This is a genomic window from Natrinema sp. LJW11, assembly GCF_056135975.1.
In genome coordinates, this window is record NZ_JBWBDM010000009.1 from 97,999 (window position 1) to 118,157 (window position 20,159).

A 20,159-nucleotide genomic window follows, 5' to 3' on the forward strand; every position below is an offset into this window, starting at 1 on the left:
CGCCGACTGCGATAAATCTGTGTGGTGGTACCGATCCGCACAGGACTCGGCGGCGATCCCGATCCCGAGGGAGATCGCGCCAAACTCGCCTACGGCGAACCGTCCGCGATCACGTACTGGACGTGGACGAACTCGCCGAACGACATCGGCGCTCGTCCTTCGATCTTCTGGTGGACCTCCTTCGCGTCCATCTCGATCTCGAGGTGACTTTCGACCGCGTCCACGTCGAGCACCGCCGTCGACATTCCCAAGAGAAGGTGCTCGAGCGCCATCGTGACGATCGTCTCCGGATCCGGCGTCCCCTCGGCGAGCGACTGGATTTCGGCCGCCTCCTCGAGGCTCAGTTCGGGCGAGTCGCCGGCCGAAAGCGCCTCGAGCGTCTCTTCCTCGAGGTCGGTTTCGCTCGCGACGGCCGCGGGGCCGCGGTCGTCGACGATCGCTGCGAGGTCGCCCTCGTACTCGGCCCGGAGTTCGGCGGGCGAATCGGGGACGGTCATCCGCTGTTCGTAGAACATACCGGACACGACGGGAATACGGCAAAAAGGTGTTGTGACCTCCGCTGATCGGTGCGGTGGCTCTTTTCGGCTCCGCTCGGAGATCGGTGGTCCGTGGTCGGCGGATAGCGGTTGGCGGTCGGCGGTTCGCGGTCGGCGGTCGACTGCCCGCTCGGGCGAGTCGATACGACCCACATATAGGCGTACCGGAACGTTCAACAGGTCTCACTCACATGAGAGCGATATGAAAGTTGCCCTGATCGGAGTCGGTCAGGCCGGTGGGAAGATCACCGAACGGCTCGCCCGGTTCGACGCGGACATGGGCTTCGGAGCCGTTCAGGGTGCGCTGGCCATCAACTCCGCGGACGCAGACCTCCAGTCCCTCGACATCGTCGACACGCAGCTGATCGGCGCCGACCGCGTCAACGGCCACGGCGTCGGCGGCGACAACGAACTCGGTACGGAAGTCATGCAGTCGGACATCCAGCAGGTGCTGGGCTCGCTCGACGGCCGCGTCACCTCGACGGCGGAAGCCATCTTCGTGGTCGCCGGCCTCGGCGGCGGCACCGGCAGCGGCGGCGCGCCCGTGCTCGTCCACCACCTCCAGCAGGTCTACGACGTCCCGATCTACGCGCTCGGCGTCCTACCCGGACGCAACGAAGGGGCGCTCTACCAGGCCAACGCCGGCCGCTCGCTGAAGACCCTCCTCCGGGAGGCCGATTCGACGCTGCTGATCGACAACGACTCGTGGCACGAACAGGGCGAGAGCGTCGAGGGCGCCTTCGAGACGATCAACGAGAAGATCGCCCAGCGGGTCGGCCTGCTCTTCGCCTCCGGCGAGGCCGTCGAGGGCGTCGGCGAGAGCGTCGTCGACTCGAGCGAGGTCATCAACACCCTCCGCGCGGGCGGCGTCGCGGTGCTCGGCTACGCGACCGAGATCGCGAGCGAGGACAGCGGCGAGAACATCACCACCGCGATGAGCGTCTCGAGACAGGCGCTGTTGACGGGGACGAGCATGCCGGACGCGACGACGGCCGACTCGGCGCTACTCGTCATCGCGGGCCGCCCCGACGCGATTCCCCGCAAGGGCGTCGAGAAATCCCGCCGCTGGCTCGAGGACGAGACCGGCAGCATGCAGGTCCGCGGCGGGGACTTCCCGCTGGACAGCGACCGCCTCGGCGCGCTGGTCCTGCTCGGCGGCGCGGAGCGGTCCGACCGAATCGAGGCGTTCATGGAACGCGCTCGCGAGGCGAAGGAAGCCCAGGAGACGGAATCGACGGACCACGCCGACCAGTTCGCCGACGATCGGCTCGAGAACCTCTTCTAGACGGTTCTGAACCGTCGGAAGGGCTTTTTACTTCGGGTTCGCTGACAGTGACAATGACCGAGGAGTGGACCGGTGGGATCGTCACGGACCGCGGCGGTGACGGCCCGCCGACCGTCGCGGAGTGGAAGCCGGTTTCGGTTCCCGGACGACCCCCGTCGTTCGCCGGAGCGGGACCGATCGCCTACCGAACGCGGTTTCCGGACCCCCGAGACGACGAGACCGAACGCGCGATGCTCGAACTCCGCGGGGCCTACGACCGCGCGGAAATCTGGCTGAACGGCGCGCGTCTGGCCGCGCACGACCCCCACTTCGTGCTGACCACCCTCGAGTTCGATCCCCGTCCCGCGAACGACCTGATCGTCGTCTGCGAGCGCCCCGAGTCGTTCGCGGGCATCTACGGGACCGACGCGGTTCCCGACCGACTCGGAACGCCCGGTATCTGGTGGGGTCTCGAGGTCGAATCGCGTCCCCGGACGATCCTTCGGCAGTTCGAGGCGCGGCCGCGATTGGGTGCGGCTCCGGAAGCGTCGACGAGCGCGGAGACCGCGGCGACCGGGGCCGCGAACGCGACCACGGACGGCGGTGGCGCGGCGATCGACGTCTCGTTCGCGGTCGATACCGACGCGACGATCGACGACGCGGTGACGCTGTCGCTGCGACCGGAGGGGTTTCGCGGGGGTGCCTCGATGGAGCGGATTCCGATCGAGGCCGAGGCGGGCGAGCGAACGACGGTCTCCAGAACGGTATCGATCAGGGAGCCGTCGCTGTGGTGGCCCCGCGGGTACGGCCCGCAACACCGATATACGGTACGGGCGAAACTGGGCGGCGACGCCGTCGAACGGACCGTCGGCCTCCGCCACGTCGAACGCGACGACGACGGGCTGCTGGTCAACGGCAGGCACGTTCGCGCCCGCGGGTTCACGCGACTGCCCGGCGGTGACCCGCGCGAGGACGTCCGCCGGGCCGTCGACGCGAACGCGACGTTGCTTCGTGCCCGCGCGCACGTCCCGCGGAGATCGTTCTACGAAGCCTGCGACGAGGCCGGGGTTCTCGTCTGGCAGGATCTGCCCGCCAGCGGAGCCGAGCTTCCCGTCGATCGGGGAACGGAGCTGGCGTCCGCGCTCGTCGAGACGTACGGGCACCATCCGAGCCTCGCGATGGTCGGCGTGCAGGACCAGCCGACGGACCCGTACGAATCGCCGCTGGGAAGCGGCATCCGCGCGAAACTCGCCGTTCGGTATCGAGCGTGGCGGACGGCGGTCGATCGCGGTCCCGCGACCGAGATCGCCGCGGCCCTCCCCGACGGGCTGCCGGTCGTTCCCGTGACGGGGCCGCCGGGAACCGATCCCGACGCGGCCCATCTCTTCCCCGGCTGGCAGTACCTCGAGGCCGCGGATATCGACTGGCTCCTCGAGACCTATCCCGCACTCGGCGAGGTCGTCGGCGGGTTCGGAGCCGGCTCGCTGGCGGACGACGACGTCGATCCGACGGCGGTTCCGGACCTCGAGCCGGCGCTGCTCGAGCGCGGCGCGACCGGCGTCGAGGGGTCACAGCGCGAGCAGGCGCGAACGCTGAAGACGGTCGCGGAGGCGCTCCGGCGGCGGGGCTGTGGCGTCTTCGCGGCGTCGACGCTCCGGGACAGCGCGCCGGGCGGCGGGATGGGAGTCCATACCGTCGACGGCGACCCGAAGCGGGCCGCCGAGGCGATCGCGCAGTCCTACGAGCCCGTCCAGGCAGTCCTCGACGGGCCGCCGAAACCCGGTGCGATCGGCATCACCCTCTGTAACGACACGCACGAGGCCCTCGAGCCGATCGTCGGCTGGCGGGCCGGCGATCGCACGGACACCGAACGGGTCAGCGTCGGGCCGCTCGAGACGGCCGCCGCCGGATCGGCGCGGATTCCGCCCGACGCCGAGCGGGTCGACCTCGAGGTCGCCGTCGGTAATCGGACGGTTCGAAACCGGTATCGGATATAAATACGAGCGCCACTCAATGGGACAGTCTAACACGGCGGAACGAGGGCCCTGCTAACGGTTTTCAGGGGTGTTGTGACCGGTACATTTAAATTACATGCGGCAGTAGTACGGGTTACCAGAACGCCACCGGGGCGCGTATCGCTCGACGATCGATGACAGGAAATCTTATTCACCGAGGTTTCGCAGATCGTGAGCAGTCGCTTCGAACAGGGAGACGGCCACTGCTGAGTCACTCGCCGAACCGTCGGCGAACGGCTCGGACGGCCGTCAGACCGGTTCTCCGGTGCGGGTATGGCACAGAGGTTTGAGTAACATGGTAGACGAATCGAAAAACATCGAACTGACAGAGGACGACCTAGCAAACAAATCGAAAGGGCAGCTCATCAAGATGGCCGGTCAACTGCGAGACCGGCGAAACGAGCTGAACCAGATGGCTTCCGAGCGCGCTTCCAAACGCGACGATCTCAACGCGAAGACTCGCGAGAAGGTCGACGAAGCCCAGGAGCACCGCGAACAGCGCGACGAGCTCAACGAACAGGTCCAGGAACACAAGGAAAAACGCAACGAGCTCAACGCCGAAGCCAACGAGCTGTTCGACAAGGTCGAGCAGCTCAAATCGGATATGGAGCTCAACGAGGGGAAGGATCTCGACGAACTCGAAGAAGAGATCGAGGAACTCGAGTTCAAACAGCAGACCGAGGTCCTCTCGAGCGAGGAGGAAAAGGAGCTCATCGAGAAGATCGAGGGAAAGCGCGAGGAGTACGAAGAGCGCAAGCAGAAGCTCGATCAGAACGAGGACCTCGAGGAACTCGTCGATGAGGCCGAAGAAGTGCGATCGGACGCCTCCCAGCACCACCAGAAGGTGACGGAGCTGGCGGACAAGGCCCAGGAACACCACAACGAGATGATCGAGGCCTACCGCGAGGCCGACGACATCCGCGACGAGGCCGACGAGATGCACGAGAAGTTCGTCGAGGCTCAGGAGGCGGCCGACCAGCACCACGAGGACTTCGTCCGCGTCCAGAAGCGCCTGCGCGAACTGGACAAGGAGGAAGAAGAAGAGCGCAAGACCGAGCGCGACAAGAAGAAAGAGGAGGCCAAGGAGGAGGCCGAGGAAATCTATCAGAAGTTCAAAGAAGGCGAGACCCTCGACACCGAGGACCTGATGAAACTCCAGAAGACGGGACTGCTCTAAGTCGATTCCGTCTACCGCGATCTCTCTCCCGATTTTCGGCTCTCTCGAGCGGTTTCGACCCCGTTTTTCGCACCGATAGAGCGGCGTCCGTAGACGCGTGACAGCGATCGTGACGTTCTCAGAACGTGTGACGGTGGTGTTGTTCTTTTGTCCGCGTCCGTTTTCACCAGAAGCTAGCAGAGTCATGACATCGAACGAGCACCGGTCGGTCGCGAGTCCGACCGCTCGAGAACGGGTGACCGAGTTCTACGCCGGGTTCAATCACGCCGCGACGAACAGCGAGGACACGAACGAAGTAGCCACAACGCTCGCGGACGACGTTTGCTGGACCGACGCGACGACCGGCAGTCACGCCGATCGGACCTATAGCGGAATCGAGGCCGTCCTCGAGAACGTAATCGAGGGACCGGGCCGGCGGGCCGATCACCTCCAAGCGCTGCCGGAACGGATCATCGAGGCGGACGAAACGACGGTCGTAACGGGTGCCTACGTCGGCACGATCGACGGGCGGAATTTCGACGTGGCGTTCGCCCACGTGTTCGACCTGAACGACGGCCGGATACGGACGTGTACCGCCTACAGGGATACCGCCCTCGAGCAACGGGTATTCGATGCCTAACGCTGCCCCGCGAGGGTTAACGCGGTGCGTTCCACTGCGGAACGGAGTATACGATCTATAACAATGGAACGGGACCCCCAGTCACTGCTTATGCAACGATACAGGGCCGATGCGGACGACGCGGGCGTGGTCGTGCCGGGGATCGACGCCCCGAGTACCGTCGCCTGTCTCCGCTCGCTCCGACCGCGCGGCGTCCGCACGATCGTCGGTTCCGAGTCGCGGTCGACCCCGGCGGCCGCCTCGGCGTACCGCGACGAGTTCGTCGGCTTACCGGACCCGAACTCGGATCTCACCGCGTACGGAGACGCCCTCCTCTCGCTGGCCGAGCGCCCGGACGTCGAGACGATCGTTCCGGTTCGCGAGGAGGACGTGTACGTGCTCGCCGAGCGCAAGGACGCGTTCGCCGACGAGGTCGCGACCCCGTGGCCGGACTTCGAAACCCTTCGGCAGGTACAGGATCGCGTCGAACTGTTCGCGGCCGCCGACGCAGCCGGCGTCGCGGCTCCCGACACCGCGCTCCTCGATCAGTGGGACGACTGGGACCGGGAGACGATCGTGAAACCGCGCTTCACCGTCGCTTCGTCCGACTATCTCGGCGCGCGGTTCGACGACGCGGATATCGGCTCGACGGAGTACCAGCAGCCGGGCGTTCGACCGGACCCGCAGGCCGAACTCGAGACGCGCGGCCACGTCCCGATCGTCCAGGAGCGAATCCCCGACTCCCGGGAGTTCGGTTTCTTCGCGCTCTACGATCGCGGCGACGCGGTCGCGACGTTCCAGCACTGCCAGCGCCGGGGCTGGAAGTACTGCGGCGGCCCCAGCGCGTACCGGGAGTCTGTCCACATTCCCGACCTCGAGACCGCGGGGCGGGCCCTGCTCGACGAACTCGACTGGCACGGGCTCGCGATGGTCGAATTCCTGCGCGACCCCGCGGACGGCGAGTTCAAGCTGATGGAGATCAACCCGCGGTTCTGGTCGTCGCTGCCCTTTTCGGTCCGCGCGGGCGCGGACTTTCCCTACTACTACTGGCAGCTGGCGCGCGGCGAGCCGATCGCGTCGGAGCCGACCTACGAGGTCGGGATGGGCGGGCACCTCCTGCGGGGCGAACTCAGCTACCTCCACAGCGTCGCGACCGAGGAGTACCCGCTCGTCGAGCGCCCGTCGCTCCGGACGGCCGCGCGCGAGGTTGTCGGCTCGCTCGTCCACCACCCTCGATTCGATTACGCGGTCGCCGACGACCCGGTGCCGTTCTTCCAGGACGGCGTGAACCTCGTGCGGGCGTGGCTCGACAGTCGATCCGACGCGGAGCCGCCGGCCGAGACCGAGGCGAACATCGAGGCCGAACTCGCGGGCGAAGACGGGAGGGAGTCAGCCGAGACGAGTCCGACCGCGGACGGGGACTCGACGCGGTCGGCCCAGACCGACGGCGGGTCACCGTCCGACTCGAGGCGACCGTAGCGCCCATCGGCGTCGAACCGGCCCCTCCGATAACCGCCAACGCTTAACGGGAACCGCACCCAGGTACCGGTATGACTCGAGGTGCTGTCCGTGGTCGGTAGTGGCGGGATCGATCGACTCGCGACGGTCGCTCTCGGCGGACTCGCGTCCGCCGCCGTCGCGGTCGCCCTGTTCGTCGTTTATCCGGAGACGCTGACGGATCTGTTCGGCGTGCTGGTCGCTCTCGGGGCCGTTCTCGTCGGGTTACGGTTTGCGAGCAACCTCGCGGGGTCGCTGTTTCCCGCCTACGACGTCGCCGAGGTCGCCGTCGAAGGCGCGATCAGCCGGGACGGCGGTGGCGGCCCGCTCCCCACGAGTCCGGGCGCGACGCCGGCCGACGACGTCGTCGAACAGATCGATCGCGCGAACGACGACGACAACGTGCGGGCGCTCCTCCTGAAGCTGAACACGCCCGGCGGCGAGGTGGTGCCGAGCGACGACATCCGCCTCGCGGCCGAGCGGTTCGACGGACCCACGGTGGCCTACGCGACGGACGTCTGTGCCAGCGGCGGCTACTGGATCGCCAGCGGCTGCGACGAGCTCTGGGCGCGAGAGGGCTCCATCGTCGGCTCGATCGGCGTCATCGGCTCGCGGGTCAACGCCAGCGACCTCGCCGAGAAGGTCGGCCTCTCCTACGAGCGATTCGCCGCCGGCGACTACAAGGACGCCGGCACCCCGTTGAAGGACCTCGAGGACGAGGAACGCGAGTATCTGCAGGGGATCATCGACGACTACTACGACACCTTCGTCGAGCGGGTCAGCGACGGTCGCGGCCTCGAGCCGGAGTTCGTTCGGGACACCGAAGCGCGGATCTACCTCGGCGAGGCGGCCCACGAGATGGAACTGGTCGACCACCTCGGCACGCGCCGGGAGATCGAAACCGAACTGGCAGACCGTCTCGAGACGGACGCGGTGACCGTCGAGGAGTTCGAACCAGAGCGGCCGCTGATGGCCCGCGTCGGCGCGGGTGCCCAGCGGGTCGCGTACGCCTTCGGTGCCGGGATCGCCGGCTTCGGCGACGGGCGCGGGTTCCGGCTGCGGAGCTGACGCGGCAGTCGGCCCCCGTTGCGGCGCTACGGCGCCCGACGGTCACCGCCGTGGAGTCGCGGCGGCGATTTGCCACGGAACCGGTACTGCAACTCTCGAACCCGGGGTCGCCCCGCGCGTCGGCGGCGCGGCCGCGCTCGAACGAGTAAGTGGTTTTATCGTTGCACGGAATGCATCGCCTACCGTGACAACGCTGGTCGTCTGCCTCGACCGGACCGACGACGTCGGCCGGAAGACCGGCCTCCGCTCGCCCGTCGTCGGCTGGGAGGCAGTCCGCGCGCTCGTGACCGACGTCGGCCTCGCGGATCCGGAGGACTCGGGAGTGAATACCTTACTCGAGTCGTTGCGGGTCGCCCAGGACCTGCGCGACGAGAACGAAGAGGTCGTCGTCGCGGTCGTCTCGGGCGATCGCGAGTCGATGGTGTCGGCCGATCGGGCGGTCGCCGAGCAACTCGACGATCTCATCGCCGAATACGATCCGGACTCGGCGGTCGTGGTGACCGATAGCGCGGACGACGAACGGTTGATTCCGATCGTCGAGAGCCGCGTTCGGGTCGACTCCGTCGATCGCGTCGTCGTCCGGCAGGCCCGCGACATCGAGTCGACCTACTACCTGCTCAAGCAGTTCCTCGCGGACGAGGAACTGCGCCAGACCGTCCTCGTCCCGATCGGGTTGACCCTGCTCGTCTTTCCGCTGCTCGCGACCACCGTCGGCCCCGCTGAGGGAGCGGCCGCCATCACCACCGTTATCGGACTCTTCTTGCTCTACAAGGGATTCAACGTCGACGAGGTCCTGGCGAGATTCGCCCGCCAGACGCGGGAGTCGCTGTACTCCGGGCAGGTGTCGGTCGTCACCTACGTGGTCGCGGCCGGACTGACGTTCGTCGGTCTGTTCGTCGGTGCGCTCGGCGTCTCGAATCTCGGAGACACGCCGGGGGTAGTCATCCCGGCGACGCGCTTCGCCTTCGACAGCATCCCCTGGCTGGCGATGGCCGCGCTGACCGCCAGCGCCGGCCGGCTGCTCGACGAGGCGATCGGCGAGGACCCGATCCGCCGGTCCTTTCTCAACCTGCCGTTTATCGTGGTCGCCGTCGGGCTGGTCGTTCGGGGCTTCTCCGCGTACTTCCTCGAGGAACAGGACGTGATCGATCCCTTCGTCGTCCCCGAAAACGAGTTCGGGATCTTCTCGAACGAGCAGTTCGTGATGGTCGCCGGGGAACGGCTCGCGCTGTTCGTCGTCACCGCGATCGTGATCAGCCTCGTCGGAGCGCGGATCGCCTCGTCCGTCAGCGGCTCGCGCGAGGACGTCGAACGCGGCGACGGCGGTCCGGAGACGGAACCGGCGACCGGTGATCCGCCGTCGCAGACCGGTCCGGAGTACGACGCGCCGGCCGGTGCCGAAACGGTCGCCGATCGCGAGGCCGATGCGACGCTGGAGCGGTTCGATCCCGAGCGCACCGACGGCGGGGCCGACTCGAACGCGAGTCCCGGTGCCGGAGCCGACCCGAGTACGGAATCCGACGCCGGCGGTCGAGACCCCTGATCGTCCGGACTCGGTATTCATTTACCCGCTCCTGTCCATCACCGACCATGAGCGACGCAGACGGCGCGTGGGTGAGCCTCTTCTCCGGCGGCAAGGACTCCTCGTGGGCGCTGTATCGAGCCCTCGAGCGAGGCCTCCCCGTCGAACGCCTCGTTACCGTCCACCCTGCTGGCGACTCGTACATGTATCACGTTCCCGCGACGGAGCTGGCCGCGCAAGCGGCGGAAAGCATCGGAATCGAACTGGTCGACGTCGAACCCGACGACTTCGCCGCCGACGCGGCGACCGACTCGAGCGCGCAGGGCGACGACGAACTCGAGCCCCTCGAGGCCGCCCTCGAGGAACTCGACCGCGAACTCGCGGGCGGCATCGCCGGCGTCACGGCGGGTGCCGTCGAGAGCGAGTACCAGACGAGTCGCATTCGGGGGATGTGCGACCGCCTCGATTGTGACCTCTTCGCGCCGCTGTGGCAGGAGGATCCCCGCGAACTGGCCGACGCGATGCTCGAGGCGGGCTTCGAGATCACGATCATCCAGGTCGCGGCTCACGGACTCGACGAGTCGTGGCTGGGTCGAACGCTCGACCGCGGCGCGATCGACGAACTCGAAGCCCTCAACGAGGAGTACGGCGTCCACATCCTCGGCGAGGGCGGCGAGTTCGAAACGTTCGTCGTGGACGGGCCGCACATGGATCGGCGGATCGATCTCGAGTACGAGACGGAGTGGGATGGGACGCGCGGTCGATTGCGGATTACGGACGCACGGCTCGAGTAGATATTGTACCGCGAGCGAACGCAGTGAGCGAGCGGCTTTTTGATCCAGATTTTTGCGCGAATGGTGAGGGAGCAGTGCGACCGAAGCCGAGCGGAAAAAGGTGGTTCTGAGACGTTCGTCGTGGGCGGGCCGCACATGGATCGGCGGATCGATCTCGAGTACGAGACGGAGTGGGATGGGACGCGCGGTCGATTGCGGATTACGGACGCGCGGCTCGAGTAGATATTGTACCGTGAGCGAACGCAGTGAGCGAGCGGCTTTTCGTCCAGTTTCTCGAGTGATCCGATCGCGATGGGGGGGACCGAGAACGTGCGGTCGTCGGAGGGGGATCGGGTGTTCCGTAAGCACCGAGGCGGAGATCGTCGAGAGAGATACCGCACGAATGCGACGGCCGATACTCGATTTGTCACCCTCCGCCGTCGAGCGGTTCGAACACGTACATGTGTCGGAGATCGACATCGTACAGAAGCGTTCCCTCCGGCATCCGTCGGAGACGCCAGACGACGTATAGATCCCCGACCGCGCCGGTCGTGTTTATGAGTAATACGAGATACGCGGTGGCGGCGATAATGGGCACGGGAACGGCCAAGAGCGGCGTCGCGACGACGGTAATACTCACGAGCGGGGCGAGCCCGATCGGAAATAGTTGCTCGCGTCGTTGGAACTGTCCGAACGCCGCCGCGTAGAACGAACCCATGGCCGGATTCACTCCGTACGTTACGTCCTGTCCGTAATAGCGCATGACCGTCCCGTGAATCAGTTCGTGGACGACGACAGTGACGAACAGCGCCGCGACGAACGGGAGGATCACGTCGACCAGATCCAATGCGATCACCGTACTATCCTCCGTTTCGGTCACGCTGAACAGCGCTGCGAACACCGCCGGGCCCTGAATCTGCCAGAGCAGCCAGCCGAAGCCGTACGCCGCGAGCAAAAACAGTGGAATCGACACGAGTAGTAGCACGCCTATCGAATATTCGAACGGTTTTGGATCGCCGTAGCCCTCCGGTGGTTCAGGCGGGTTCGGCGCTCCATCCCCGATACGGTTCGTCTGATCCGTCTCGACCATAAAATCGGTTCTCCGTATCGACACTTGACAGTTCCGCCGGAGTCACCGTTTCACTCAGCGTCTCTTCCACGACGCCGTGAACGGATGAAGTCGCCCGAAAACGAGGGCCGTCCACCACCCGTCGAGTTCAACTGCTGATTCGGTAGCGCGTCTCGAGCGGCGCGCTCTCGTACCGAGCGAGCACCAGGTGAAGGCCGATTGCCACGGCGAACAGCCCGAAGTTCCAGACCGGCGAGTCGTAGTAGATGACGTCGACGATCACCGGTTCCGAGTACAGGGGCCAGAGGGGCTCGAGCGGGGCGGCGATGTCGGGTGCGGAGAGGATATCCGCGAACAGGTGGCTGATGCCGCCGAGGGCCAGCCCTCCGGTCGCGAAAACCAAGACGGTCTCGGTCGTGATCTCGGTGCTTCGGATCCAGCGGGTGGCCGCGAACCGGGGGGTGAGCCACTTCGCGACGGCCGCGCCGACGAGGACGCTCATCAGGAGCACGAACACCACGGTGTGGGTCACGCCGTGGTGGCTGATCGGGAGCACCCGCTGCAAGACGAGATCGGTGTCCGGGAGCATCGCGGTGAGTAACGCAAACCCCGTGAATCCCAGCGCGCCGCGTCGGCCCCAGACGAGCCACGCCGGGGCGGCGAACAGCAGCGCCATCCCGAGGTGGCCGGTGACGTCGACCATCGAGGTGGTCGCCTATCGGAGCCTCCGGGCGATCCGGAGGAGCAGCGACGTTGCCGTCCCGAGACCGGGAACGCGAGACGAGAGCGCGGCCGCACCCAGCAACAGGAGGCCGCTCTTCGGTCGCCCGCGCCGAAACGCCAGCAGGCTGTCGATCAGCGTCGACACGATGCTCAGCTTGTTCGCCGACCGCGAGTTCAGGTTCGCCATAGATACGTTTGCCAATGTAGGGCCCGTGTAGTCAAATCCGACACCGCTGCAGTAGCAGGCCGCCGAACCGATCGGTTTCGATCAAAAGGTCGCTCGCTCACTCCGCTCACGGGCGCGGTGCGCCCGTTCGCATTCCCGCGGTTCTCGCTCACGATGTTCGCTCCGAACCGCGCATCGCTCGCGGTCCTAATCGTGCCGGAAACGACGAAAGACTCGCTCGTCTTTCGAGGTTTCGGCACTCCTTCGCTACCGCTCAGTCGTGCCGAAAACTCCGCTGGCCCGTAAACGCCATCGCCATGCCGTGTTCGTCCGCGGCCTCGATCACGTCCTCGTCGTTGACCGAGCCGCCGGGCTGGACGACCGCCTCGATGCCCGCCTTCGCTGCCTCCTCGATGCCGTCCGGGAACGGGAAGAACGCGTCCGAGGCCATAACGGCTCCCTGCGCGTCCTTGCCCTCCGCGTGTTCGTCGGCCTTCATCGCCGCCAGCCGAACCGCGTCGACGCGAGAGACCTGCCCCATCCCGACGCCGACCGTCTCGGTGCCCTTCGCGAAGAGGATCCCGTTCGATTTGACGTGTTTGAGCGTCTGCCACGCGAACACCATCGACTCGAGTTCCGCCTCGCTCGGCTCGCGCTCGGTGACGACCTCGAGGTCGTCGGCCGAAATCGACTGTAGATCCCGTTCTTGGACGAGACGGCCGCCGACGAGGGGCTTTTCGGTGAAGCGCTCGGTGCGCTCGCCGAGCGCTCGCGGCTGATCGCCGCTCGCATCCGAGGCGCTTCGCGCCTCGCGGCCCACGTCGAGCACGCGCAGGTTGTCCTTCTCGAGGAGCACCTCGAGCGCGTCGTCGGTGTAGCCGGGCGCGACGACGACCTCCTTGAACGAGTCGATGACCTGTTCGGCGGTCGCGGCGTCGCACTCGCGGTTCAGCGCGACGATTCCGCCGAAGGCGCTCATCGGATCCGTCGAGAGGGCCTTCTCGTAGGCTTCGGCCAGCGAGTCGGCGGTCGCACAGCCCGCGGGATTGGTGTGTTTGATGACCGCCGCCGCGGGCTCGTCGAACTCCTTGATCAGGTCGAGCGCGCCGTCGGCGTCGTTGTAGTTGTTGTACGACAGCGCCTTCGCGCCCTCGTTCAACTGGTCGGCGTGGACGACGCTGGCCTCGTCGCAGGTGTAGTCGGCGTAGACCGCGGCGTCCTGATGCGGGTTCTCGCCGTAGCGGAGCGTGTCCGCACGGTCGTCGGAGACGAGGCGACGCGCTGGGAGACCACTGTGATCGTCGGAATCGGTACTCGCCACGTCGGCGTCGACGGAGACCTCACCGGACTCGAGATCGATCTCGACTGCACCCTCGGCGAACCACTTCACGGCCCGGGGATACGCGCGGAACTCCCCCTCGTGGAGGACGCGCTCTTTCAGGCCCTCTTCGTCGTCGCCCTCGTAGACCGGGATCGGTTCCTGCGTGACGATCGGTCCGGCGTCGACCTCGCTCTCGAGGACCGAACCGTCCTCGTCGGTCGCGTCGGTGACGACGTGGACCGTACAGCCCGTCACCGAGACGCCGGCCTCGAGCGCGTCGCCCCACGCGTCCATCCCTGGGAACGACGGCAGCAGTGCGGGGTGGACGTTCAGCGCGGTCGGCGCCTCCTCGAGGAAGGTATCGGAGAGGATCCGCATGTAACCGTCCAGACAGACGAGGTCAAACTCGTAGTCCGACAGCGCCTCGAGCACCGCCTCCTCGTGCTCGCTGCGGCTCATGTCATCCTCGAGCGGGACGACCTCGGTCGGAATCCCGCGCTCGGCCGCGGCCTCGAGCACCGGCGCGTCCTCGCTGTTCGTCAGGACGACGGCGAACTCGACTCCGCCCGGCCGTCGGTCGGCGATGTTCAACAGGTTGCGCCCTCGGTTGCCGGCCATCCCGGCGATTCGCGTCATGGTGGGACTCCCGCCCGCGAGCGGCAAAGTGGTTGCGGTCTCGACGGGCGATATATCCACGTCCGTGTATCGATCCGGCGGTATTCGCGACCTGATTCGGAGAGGTATGCACGCTCGTGGCATCGGACGCTCCGGGTTTCGATACGCTTTTGGACCGCGCTGGACAGACTCGCACAATGACCGAAACCGACGCCCTCTACGCCGTCTCGCCGCTGGACGGCCGCTACGACGGCCGGACCGCCCCGCTGTCGCCGTACGCGAGCGAGGCCGCGCTCATGCGCGCCCGCGTTCGCGTCGAAGTCGAGTACCTGATCGCGCTGGCCGACCTCGAGGCGACGCCCCTCGAATTCGGGCTCGAAGAACGCGAGCACCTCCGCGGACTCTACAGCCACTTCGCCGAGGAGGACGCTCGATTGATCAAGAAACTCGAGACGGAGGGGCACGCCGACTTCGAGGCGACCAATCACGACGTCAAGGCCGTCGAGTACTTCGTTCGGCACCGACTGCCCGAGGACAGCGAGGCCTCGGCCTGGATCCACTTCGGGCTGACCAGCGAGGACGTGAACAACCTCGCCCACCGGCTGCTCGTCCGTGACGCCGTCGACGAGGTCCTGTTGCCAGCGCTGTACGACGTGCGAGAGACGCTCGCGGACACGGCTCGCGAGTACCGCGACCTCCCGATGCTCGCGCGCACCCACGGCCAGCCCGCGACGCCGACCACGTTCGGCAAGGAGATGGCCGTCTACGCCTCGCGGCTGGGTCGGGCGACCGGTCGGATCCGGCGGGCGACCGACGACCTGCGGGGGAAACTCGGCGGCGCGTCGGGCACCTACGCGGCCCACGTCGCCGCCTACCCCGACGTCGACTGGCAGGCCTTCGCGCGGGACTTCGTGGAGGGGCTGGGCCTCGAGTTCGAGCCGCTCACGACGCAGGTCAACCCTTGCGACGACCTCGCGGCGCTGTTCGACGCGTTCCGCGGGGCCAACACCGTCCTGCTCGATCTGGATCTCGATATGTGGCTCTACGTCTCCGACCGCTACCTCGGCCAGGAGACCGTCGCGGGCGAAACGGGGTCGTCGACGATGCCCCACAAGGTCAACCCGATCGACTTCGAGAACAGCGAGGGGAACCTCTCGAAGGCGAACTCGGATCTCACCTTCCTCGCGGACTACGTCACTACCTCCCGGCTCCAGCGCGACCTCTCCGATTCGACGGTCAAGCGCAACATCGGCGGCGCCTTCGCCCACTGCCTGATCGCCTACGGCAAGACCGCATCGGGGCTCTCGAAAGTCGTCCCCAACGAGCGGGTCATGCGCGACGACCTCGAGGACACGCCCGAGGTCATCGGCGAGGCCGTCCAGACGATCCTCCGCCGCGAGGGACAGGCCGACGCCTACGAGCGCGTCAAGGCCGTGACTCGCGGGAAGGACGTCACCCTCGAGGACTTCCGCGAGATGTTCGACGACCTCGAGGTCGACGAAGACGTCCGCGAGGAACTCCACGCGCTGACGCCGACGGGCTACACCGGCGTCGCGAGCGAACTGGTCGACGACCTCGAGTAGGTCGCCTCTCACGGTCCTCGATTCCGATCGCCAGACACGATCTCGGCACACGGTTCCGGGATCGTGACTCTATAGGTCGCCGTCGTCCGAGACCCCGTATGGAATATCTCCTCTGGGTGCTCGTCGCCCTCGTGGCCTACGGACTGATGGCGCCCCTGACGAGCGTCGTGACGTCGGACGTGCCGCCCGCGGTCGCGCTCTTCCTCTCGACGACGATCTTCCTCGGGCTGACGACCGTCGTGCTCGTCGCGACTGGGACCGGCCACCCGTCCGACGCGGTAACGCCGTCGGCGGGAATCGTCTACGTCGCCGGCCTCTTCCTCTCGTCGGGCATCCTCGCGTACTATCAGGCGCTCGAGCGAGGCCCCGTTAGCGTCGTCGTGCCGATCTACGGCCTCTTCATCGTCGGGAGCTCGATTATCGGGATCGCGTTTCTCGGCGAGGAGTTGACCGCGACTCGCGCCGCCGGCATCGTCGCCGCATCAGGCGCGATCTACCTCGCCGCCGGAGGTGAGGAGTGATGCGGCGGTACATCGGCCTCTCGCTGTTTTCCTGTCTCGCGTACAGCCTGGTCGCACCCCTGATCTCGATCGCGATGACCGACATGTCCAGTACGATGGCCGTGTTCCTCTCGAATTCGGTGATGTTCGTCGCCGTCGGCCTCGTGCTCGTCTACCGAGGGCTGTCGGTACGGCCGTACCTCCGACATCCGCGGACGCCACATCTCGTCGCGATGGGCGTGCTGTTGACCGTCGGTCTGCTGACGTACTATCGAGCGCTGGCGCTCGGTCCGGTGAGTATCGTCGTCCCGATTTACGGGCTCTTCATCGTGATCAGTTCGCTGGTCGGGCTCGTCGTCTTCGACGAAACCGTTACCCTCCGTAAGCTCGCCGCGATCGGATTGAGCGTGGTGGCGATCGCGCTGATGTCCGTGTGACGGCTGAGCTGCTGTCCGTGTAACGGCAGCGCCGAAATCACGGAACCGGCGGCGTTGTCACCCTCCAGCCACCGATTCGAACCGCGGTCACCGGTTCGACTGGATTTCGGTCGACTCCTCCTGGCGAACCGCTTCCAGTTGCTCCGTCTCTCGGAGGATGAACGGTCCGATGGCGAGCGTTCGCTTCATGACCGTGAGGACGCGGAGCAGATAGGCGAGCAACACGGCGAACGGGGCGAGCGTGACTACGTAGAGAGCGCTGACGACGAGGTAGGCGGTACTGATGCCGAACGCCGTCCCGGTGATCTTCGCGGGGTCGAATTCGAGCATCATGTAGCCCGCGATCGCCAGGGCCGGCATCGCGCCGTAGAGGACCGCTCGAGAGATGTTGATGATCTCCCACTGAACGTAGAGCGTCTTGAAGTGCTCGCGCGCCGGGCCGAAGAACCGCAACGCATCGATCAGGTCGTCGAACGCCGCCGCGGCCTCGGTCGACAGCGACTCGTCGTACCTGTCCCGGAGCGTTCGCGCCGTAAAGATCTTCCAGGAGTAGTTGTAGTTCAGGACCGGCAGTAACGTTTGGAACGAGCCGAAGTCCGCGTCTTTCAGGTCGTCGCTGACTACCTTACTGTGCTCGACGAGCCCCTCCGTGAACGCGGCGATTTCGTCGAGTTGTTCCGACTCCGCGTCGCCGGTGACCGTATCGTTGAGGGTTATCGCCCGGGTTTCGGCCGTTTCGATAAGCGTCCGGAGGAACCGAGAGGGTTCGACCGGACTCACGCCGATATCCGCGGCGCCCTCGACCTCCTCGCGGAACTCGGTCTCGTTGGTCATCCGGTCGCGCTGTTGTCCGAGCGGCCCGATCTCTCCGGCGAGAACGAACTGCGAGACCGACAGGACGAGGGTGACGCTCGTGACGGTCGCGATGATCATCGAACTGAACAGGGAGGAGACGCTCCCGGTCGTCACGAACCGCTGTGGGGTCGTCGGGCCGAAGGCGTGACAGACGAGGAGCAGCGCGTACGTACTCGCGAGAATGACGCCGGTGACGAGCCAGCGGTTCGCGCTGATCAGGAACCAGATCTTCACGCGCGTTTCGCCGACGCGTTCGCGCATCGTATCGGCCGGCCGCGAGACGGCGTCCCGGTCGCTACTCATGGGGTCCGTTGTACATCGACCCCGTTGGTAAAAGGACTGCTGCCGTCAGTGGGAGACAAGCCGGCGAACTCGACGATCGCAACGCGGCGACGCGAGCGAGACCGACGACGGCTCGAGGCCGCCCTCACCCGACCAGTTCGACCAGCGTCGCCTCGAGCGCTCGCGCCGCCTCGCGGACGTCAGCGACCCGCACGTACTCCCGCGGAGCGTGTGCGACGGCCCCCTCGTCGTCGGCGAGCACGCCGGGGCCGAAGACGACCGTCGGCGCGTCCGCCGCGAAGTACGAGGCCTCCGTCGCCGCGGTGAACGGACGCACCTCGCCGCCGGACGCGCTCGCGAGGGCGTCGACGACCGCCGCGTCGGGATCGGTGTCCCAGGCCTCGAGGAACGGCGTCGGCCGGTCGGTAAAGCGGAACTCGAGGCCGATATCGTCGGGCACGGCGGCTCGCAGGTGTGCCGTCAGCGCTTCGTGAAACGCCTCGGCCGTCTCGGGCGGGACGCTCCGACGATCGACCGTCAGCGCGCAGTCGGCGGGCACCTGATTGGTCGCCTCGCCGCCCTCGACGACCGTCGGCGTCAGCGTCGCCGCGCCGAGCCGAGGGTGGGCCGGCGGCGCGTCCACGCGCTCGTCGAAGGTTCGAATCGCCTCGAGGACGGCCTCGAGTGCCGCGACCGCGTTGCTCCCGGTCTCGGGCTCGGCGGCGTGGGCGTTGGCACCCGAGAGGTGGATCGTCCCCTGGAACCGGCCCTTCGCCGCGGTACAGACGTCGAGATCGGTCGGTTCGCCGACGATCACCGCGTCCGCGTCTCGAGCGGGCGACTCCTCGCCCGACACCAGCGCGTACGCTCCCGTCGAGAGCACCTCCTCGTCGGGGGTGATCGCGAGCGTGATACGACTCTCGGTCGGCTCGACCGCGAAAAAGGCCGAGAGAATGGCCGCGAGCGGCCCCTTCGCGTCGCAGGAGCCTCGGCCTCGAACCACGCCCGAACCGCCCGAACCGGTCGCGTCCTCGTCACCGTCGCGCTCGTAGGGGACGTGCGGTGACACCGTATCGATGTGCGTATTCAACACGACGTGGGTCTCGGCGCTGGTCGCCGGCACCCCGCGACTCGCCAGCACGTTCCCGGCGTCGTCGACGCGGGGCTCGATGCCCCGGGACTCGAGCGTCTCGCAGAGAAAGTCGCGCATCGGGTCGACGGCTTCGTGGGAGGGGCGCTGGACGGCGTCCTCGAGAAACGCGACGGAGTCGAACGCGTCGGTGTTCGCGTCGTCGGTCGCAGCCTCGGCGGCGGAGCGATCGCCCGTCACGGCTCGACCGGCGGCTCGACGGCCACCTCGCCGTCGAACTCGTGTTCGACCGGCCCGGCGAGCGTCGGGCGTCCGCGGTCGTTGAAGCTCACTCGCAGATGGCCGCCCGGCGGGTGAACGTCGACCGGGTCGGCGTCGGTGAGTCCGAGGCGACGCGCAACGACCGCGACGGCCACCGCACCGGTCCCACAGGAGTCGGTTTCGCCCTCGACGCCGCGCTCGTAGGTGCGCTGGCGGAAGCCGCCCGACCCGTCGGGGCTGGCCACGGTGACGTTCGTCCCGTCCGGGAAGACCTCGGCGTGTCGAACCGGCGGCGCGACCGCCTCGAGGTCGACGTCGTCCACATCGTCGACGAAGCTCACGGCGTGGGGAACGCCGGTGTTGACGACCGAGACCTCGAGCCCCTCGACCGCCTCTTTGAGGACCGGTTCGTCGGCCGTGACCGGCACCTCGTCCGGAACGAACGTGAGCGGGGTCATCTCGATGACGATGTTCTCGTCGTCGCGGTCGGCTCGCAGGGTTCCCGCCTGAGTGTCGATCATCACGCTGTCGGTCCCCGTTCGCTCCATCATCCACTCGGCGGCGCAGCGAGCGCCGTTGCCGCACATCGATGCCGTCGCGCCGTCGGGCTGGAACAGCGTCATCACGACGCGGGGCGGGTTGAATTTCGCCTCGGGAGCGAGAAAGAGGATCCCGTCGGCACCGACGCCGTCCGTCCGGTCGCACTCGCGCTCGGCGAGGGCACCCCGATCCGGGACGTGTTCGTCCGCGTGGATAATTAGAAAGTCGTTGCCGGTGCCGTGGTACTTCTGGAATGGGATGCTCATC

At 67.0% G+C, this 20,159-nt stretch carries 19 protein-coding genes and 1 pseudogene; 12 read left to right on the forward strand and 8 right to left on the reverse strand.

What is annotated here, in order from left to right; translation table 11 throughout:
• Positions 1–89 precede the first annotated feature (89 nt).
• Positions 90–515, reverse strand: coding sequence for a DUF5791 family protein (locus AC0QDI_RS21235; RefSeq protein ID WP_474671598.1), 426 nt, complete (start codon positions 513–515; stop codon positions 90–92).
• Positions 516–738: 223 nt separating this feature from the next.
• On the opposite strand from AC0QDI_RS21235, the gene AC0QDI_RS21240 reads away from it, so the two are divergent.
• The 9 genes and pseudogenes from AC0QDI_RS21240 to AC0QDI_RS21280 form a co-directional block, all read left to right on the forward strand.
• Positions 739–1,821 carry a tubulin/FtsZ family protein gene (locus AC0QDI_RS21240; RefSeq protein WP_474671600.1) on the forward strand — a complete coding sequence of 361 codons (1,083 nt, stop codon included), beginning with the start codon at positions 739–741 and terminating at the stop codon, positions 1,819–1,821.
• A 53-nt stretch (positions 1,822–1,874) separates the two neighbouring features.
• On the forward strand, positions 1,875–3,797 hold the full coding sequence (locus AC0QDI_RS21245) for a glycoside hydrolase family 2 protein (RefSeq protein ID WP_474671602.1): 1,923 nt from the start codon (positions 1,875–1,877) through the stop codon (positions 3,795–3,797).
• Positions 3,798–4,110: 313 nt separating this feature from the next.
• Positions 4,111–4,992, forward strand: coding sequence for a coiled-coil protein (locus AC0QDI_RS21250; RefSeq protein WP_474671603.1), 882 nt, complete (start codon positions 4,111–4,113; stop codon positions 4,990–4,992).
• A gap of 184 nt (positions 4,993–5,176) precedes the next feature.
• Positions 5,177–5,611: a nuclear transport factor 2 family protein gene (locus AC0QDI_RS21255; RefSeq protein ID WP_474671605.1), complete on the forward strand. Its 435-nt coding sequence runs from the start codon at positions 5,177–5,179 to the stop codon at positions 5,609–5,611.
• A gap of 90 nt (positions 5,612–5,701) precedes the next feature.
• Positions 5,702–7,069 (forward strand): carboxylate--amine ligase, encoded by a 1,368-nt coding sequence (locus AC0QDI_RS21260; protein WP_474671607.1) that lies wholly within the window; start codon positions 5,702–5,704, stop codon positions 7,067–7,069.
• 90 nt (positions 7,070–7,159) lie between these two features.
• Positions 7,160–8,155: a signal peptide peptidase SppA gene (gene sppA / locus AC0QDI_RS21265; protein ID WP_474671609.1), complete on the forward strand. Its 996-nt coding sequence runs from the start codon at positions 7,160–7,162 to the stop codon at positions 8,153–8,155.
• A 184-nt stretch (positions 8,156–8,339) separates the two neighbouring features.
• On the forward strand, positions 8,340–9,698 hold the full coding sequence (locus tag AC0QDI_RS21270; RefSeq protein WP_474671611.1) for a DUF373 family protein: 1,359 nt from the start codon (positions 8,340–8,342) through the stop codon (positions 9,696–9,698).
• A gap of 47 nt (positions 9,699–9,745) precedes the next feature.
• A complete protein-coding gene (locus AC0QDI_RS21275) occupies positions 9,746–10,471 on the forward strand; it encodes a diphthine--ammonia ligase (RefSeq protein WP_474671613.1) in 726 nt (241 codons plus the stop codon).
• A gap of 93 nt (positions 10,472–10,564) precedes the next feature.
• Positions 10,565–10,693, forward strand: a pseudogene (locus AC0QDI_RS21280) (diphthine--ammonia ligase); the annotation flags it as partial.
• Between the two features lie 184 nt (positions 10,694–10,877).
• On the opposite strand, the gene AC0QDI_RS21285 reads toward AC0QDI_RS21280, so the two are convergent.
• The 4 genes from AC0QDI_RS21285 to purH all read right to left on the reverse strand — a co-directional run bounded on the left by AC0QDI_RS21285 (position 10,878) and on the right by purH (position 14,365).
• Positions 10,878–11,540: a DUF3267 domain-containing protein gene (locus AC0QDI_RS21285; protein ID WP_474671615.1), complete on the reverse strand. Its 663-nt coding sequence runs from the start codon at positions 11,538–11,540 to the stop codon at positions 10,878–10,880.
• Positions 11,541–11,667: 127 nt separating this feature from the next.
• Positions 11,668–12,222: a metal-dependent hydrolase gene (locus AC0QDI_RS21290; RefSeq protein WP_474671617.1), complete on the reverse strand. Its 555-nt coding sequence runs from the start codon at positions 12,220–12,222 to the stop codon at positions 11,668–11,670.
• A gap of 12 nt (positions 12,223–12,234) precedes the next feature.
• Positions 12,235–12,429 (reverse strand): hypothetical protein, encoded by a 195-nt coding sequence (locus AC0QDI_RS21295; protein ID WP_474671619.1) that lies wholly within the window; start codon positions 12,427–12,429, stop codon positions 12,235–12,237.
• Between the two features lie 253 nt (positions 12,430–12,682).
• Positions 12,683–14,365 (reverse strand): bifunctional phosphoribosylaminoimidazolecarboxamide formyltransferase/IMP cyclohydrolase, encoded by a 1,683-nt coding sequence (gene purH / locus AC0QDI_RS21300; protein WP_474671621.1) that lies wholly within the window; start codon positions 14,363–14,365, stop codon positions 12,683–12,685.
• A gap of 176 nt (positions 14,366–14,541) precedes the next feature.
• On the opposite strand from purH, the gene purB reads away from it, so the two are divergent.
• The 3 genes from purB (at position 14,542) to AC0QDI_RS21315 (ending at position 16,864) form a co-directional block, all read left to right on the forward strand.
• Positions 14,542–15,927 (forward strand): adenylosuccinate lyase, encoded by a 1,386-nt coding sequence (gene purB / locus AC0QDI_RS21305; protein ID WP_474671623.1) that lies wholly within the window; start codon positions 14,542–14,544, stop codon positions 15,925–15,927.
• Between the two features lie 98 nt (positions 15,928–16,025).
• Positions 16,026–16,448: an EamA family transporter gene (locus AC0QDI_RS21310; protein ID WP_474671625.1), complete on the forward strand. Its 423-nt coding sequence runs from the start codon at positions 16,026–16,028 to the stop codon at positions 16,446–16,448.
• A complete protein-coding gene (locus AC0QDI_RS21315; protein WP_474671627.1) occupies positions 16,448–16,864 on the forward strand; it encodes an EamA family transporter in 417 nt (138 codons plus the stop codon). Before AC0QDI_RS21310 ends, AC0QDI_RS21315 begins: the two co-directional genes overlap by 1 nt.
• Positions 16,865–16,951: 87 nt before the next feature.
• Here AC0QDI_RS21315 and AC0QDI_RS21320 read toward each other — a convergent pair whose 3' ends face one another.
• From AC0QDI_RS21320 to dapF, 3 genes are all read right to left on the reverse strand, one after another.
• Positions 16,952–18,022, reverse strand: a complete 1,071-nt coding sequence (locus tag AC0QDI_RS21320; RefSeq protein ID WP_474671629.1) for a DUF7972 family membrane protein — start codon at positions 18,020–18,022, stop codon at positions 16,952–16,954.
• Between the two features lie 124 nt (positions 18,023–18,146).
• Entirely contained in the window at positions 18,147–19,331 is a 1,185-nt protein-coding gene (locus AC0QDI_RS21325) for a M20 family metallopeptidase (RefSeq protein ID WP_474671631.1), read from the reverse strand.
• Positions 19,328–20,158: a diaminopimelate epimerase gene (dapF, locus tag AC0QDI_RS21330; RefSeq protein WP_474671633.1), complete on the reverse strand. Its 831-nt coding sequence runs from the start codon at positions 20,156–20,158 to the stop codon at positions 19,328–19,330. The genes AC0QDI_RS21325 and dapF overlap by 4 nt, the downstream gene beginning before the upstream one ends.
• Between the last annotated feature and the right edge of the window lies 1 nt (position 20,159).

What these genes read in the sequence shown, in the direction of transcription:
- AC0QDI_RS21275 (WP_474671613.1), top strand. Translation starts at nt 9,746, where the DNA reads ATGAGCGACGCAGACGGCGCGTGGGTGAGCCTCTTCTCCGGCGGCAAG.
- purB (WP_474671623.1), top strand. Translation starts at nt 14,542, where the DNA reads ATGACCGAAACCGACGCCCTCTACGCCGTCTCGCCGCTGGACGGCCGC.
- AC0QDI_RS21290 (WP_474671617.1), bottom strand. Translation starts at nt 12,222, where the DNA reads ATGGTCGACGTCACCGGCCACCTCGGGATGGCGCTGCTGTTCGCCGCC.
- dapF (WP_474671633.1), bottom strand. Translation starts at nt 20,158, where the DNA reads ATGAGCATCCCATTCCAGAAGTACCACGGCACCGGCAACGACTTTCTA.
- AC0QDI_RS21260 (WP_474671607.1), top strand. Translation starts at nt 5,702, where the DNA reads ATGCAACGATACAGGGCCGATGCGGACGACGCGGGCGTGGTCGTGCCG.
- AC0QDI_RS21250 (WP_474671603.1), top strand. Translation starts at nt 4,111, where the DNA reads ATGGTAGACGAATCGAAAAACATCGAACTGACAGAGGACGACCTAGCA.
- AC0QDI_RS21315 (WP_474671627.1), top strand. Translation starts at nt 16,448, where the DNA reads ATGCGGCGGTACATCGGCCTCTCGCTGTTTTCCTGTCTCGCGTACAGC.
- AC0QDI_RS21320 (WP_474671629.1), bottom strand. Translation starts at nt 18,022, where the DNA reads ATGAGTAGCGACCGGGACGCCGTCTCGCGGCCGGCCGATACGATGCGC.
- AC0QDI_RS21310 (WP_474671625.1), top strand. Translation starts at nt 16,026, where the DNA reads ATGGAATATCTCCTCTGGGTGCTCGTCGCCCTCGTGGCCTACGGACTG.
- AC0QDI_RS21295 (WP_474671619.1), bottom strand. Translation starts at nt 12,429, where the DNA reads ATGGCGAACCTGAACTCGCGGTCGGCGAACAAGCTGAGCATCGTGTCG.
- AC0QDI_RS21245 (WP_474671602.1), top strand. Translation starts at nt 1,875, where the DNA reads ATGACCGAGGAGTGGACCGGTGGGATCGTCACGGACCGCGGCGGTGAC.
- AC0QDI_RS21240 (WP_474671600.1), top strand. Translation starts at nt 739, where the DNA reads ATGAAAGTTGCCCTGATCGGAGTCGGTCAGGCCGGTGGGAAGATCACC.
- AC0QDI_RS21255 (WP_474671605.1), top strand. Translation starts at nt 5,177, where the DNA reads ATGACATCGAACGAGCACCGGTCGGTCGCGAGTCCGACCGCTCGAGAA.
- AC0QDI_RS21285 (WP_474671615.1), bottom strand. Translation starts at nt 11,540, where the DNA reads ATGGTCGAGACGGATCAGACGAACCGTATCGGGGATGGAGCGCCGAAC.
- AC0QDI_RS21235 (WP_474671598.1), bottom strand. Translation starts at nt 515, where the DNA reads ATGTTCTACGAACAGCGGATGACCGTCCCCGATTCGCCCGCCGAACTC.
- purH (WP_474671621.1), bottom strand. Translation starts at nt 14,365, where the DNA reads ATGACGCGAATCGCCGGGATGGCCGGCAACCGAGGGCGCAACCTGTTG.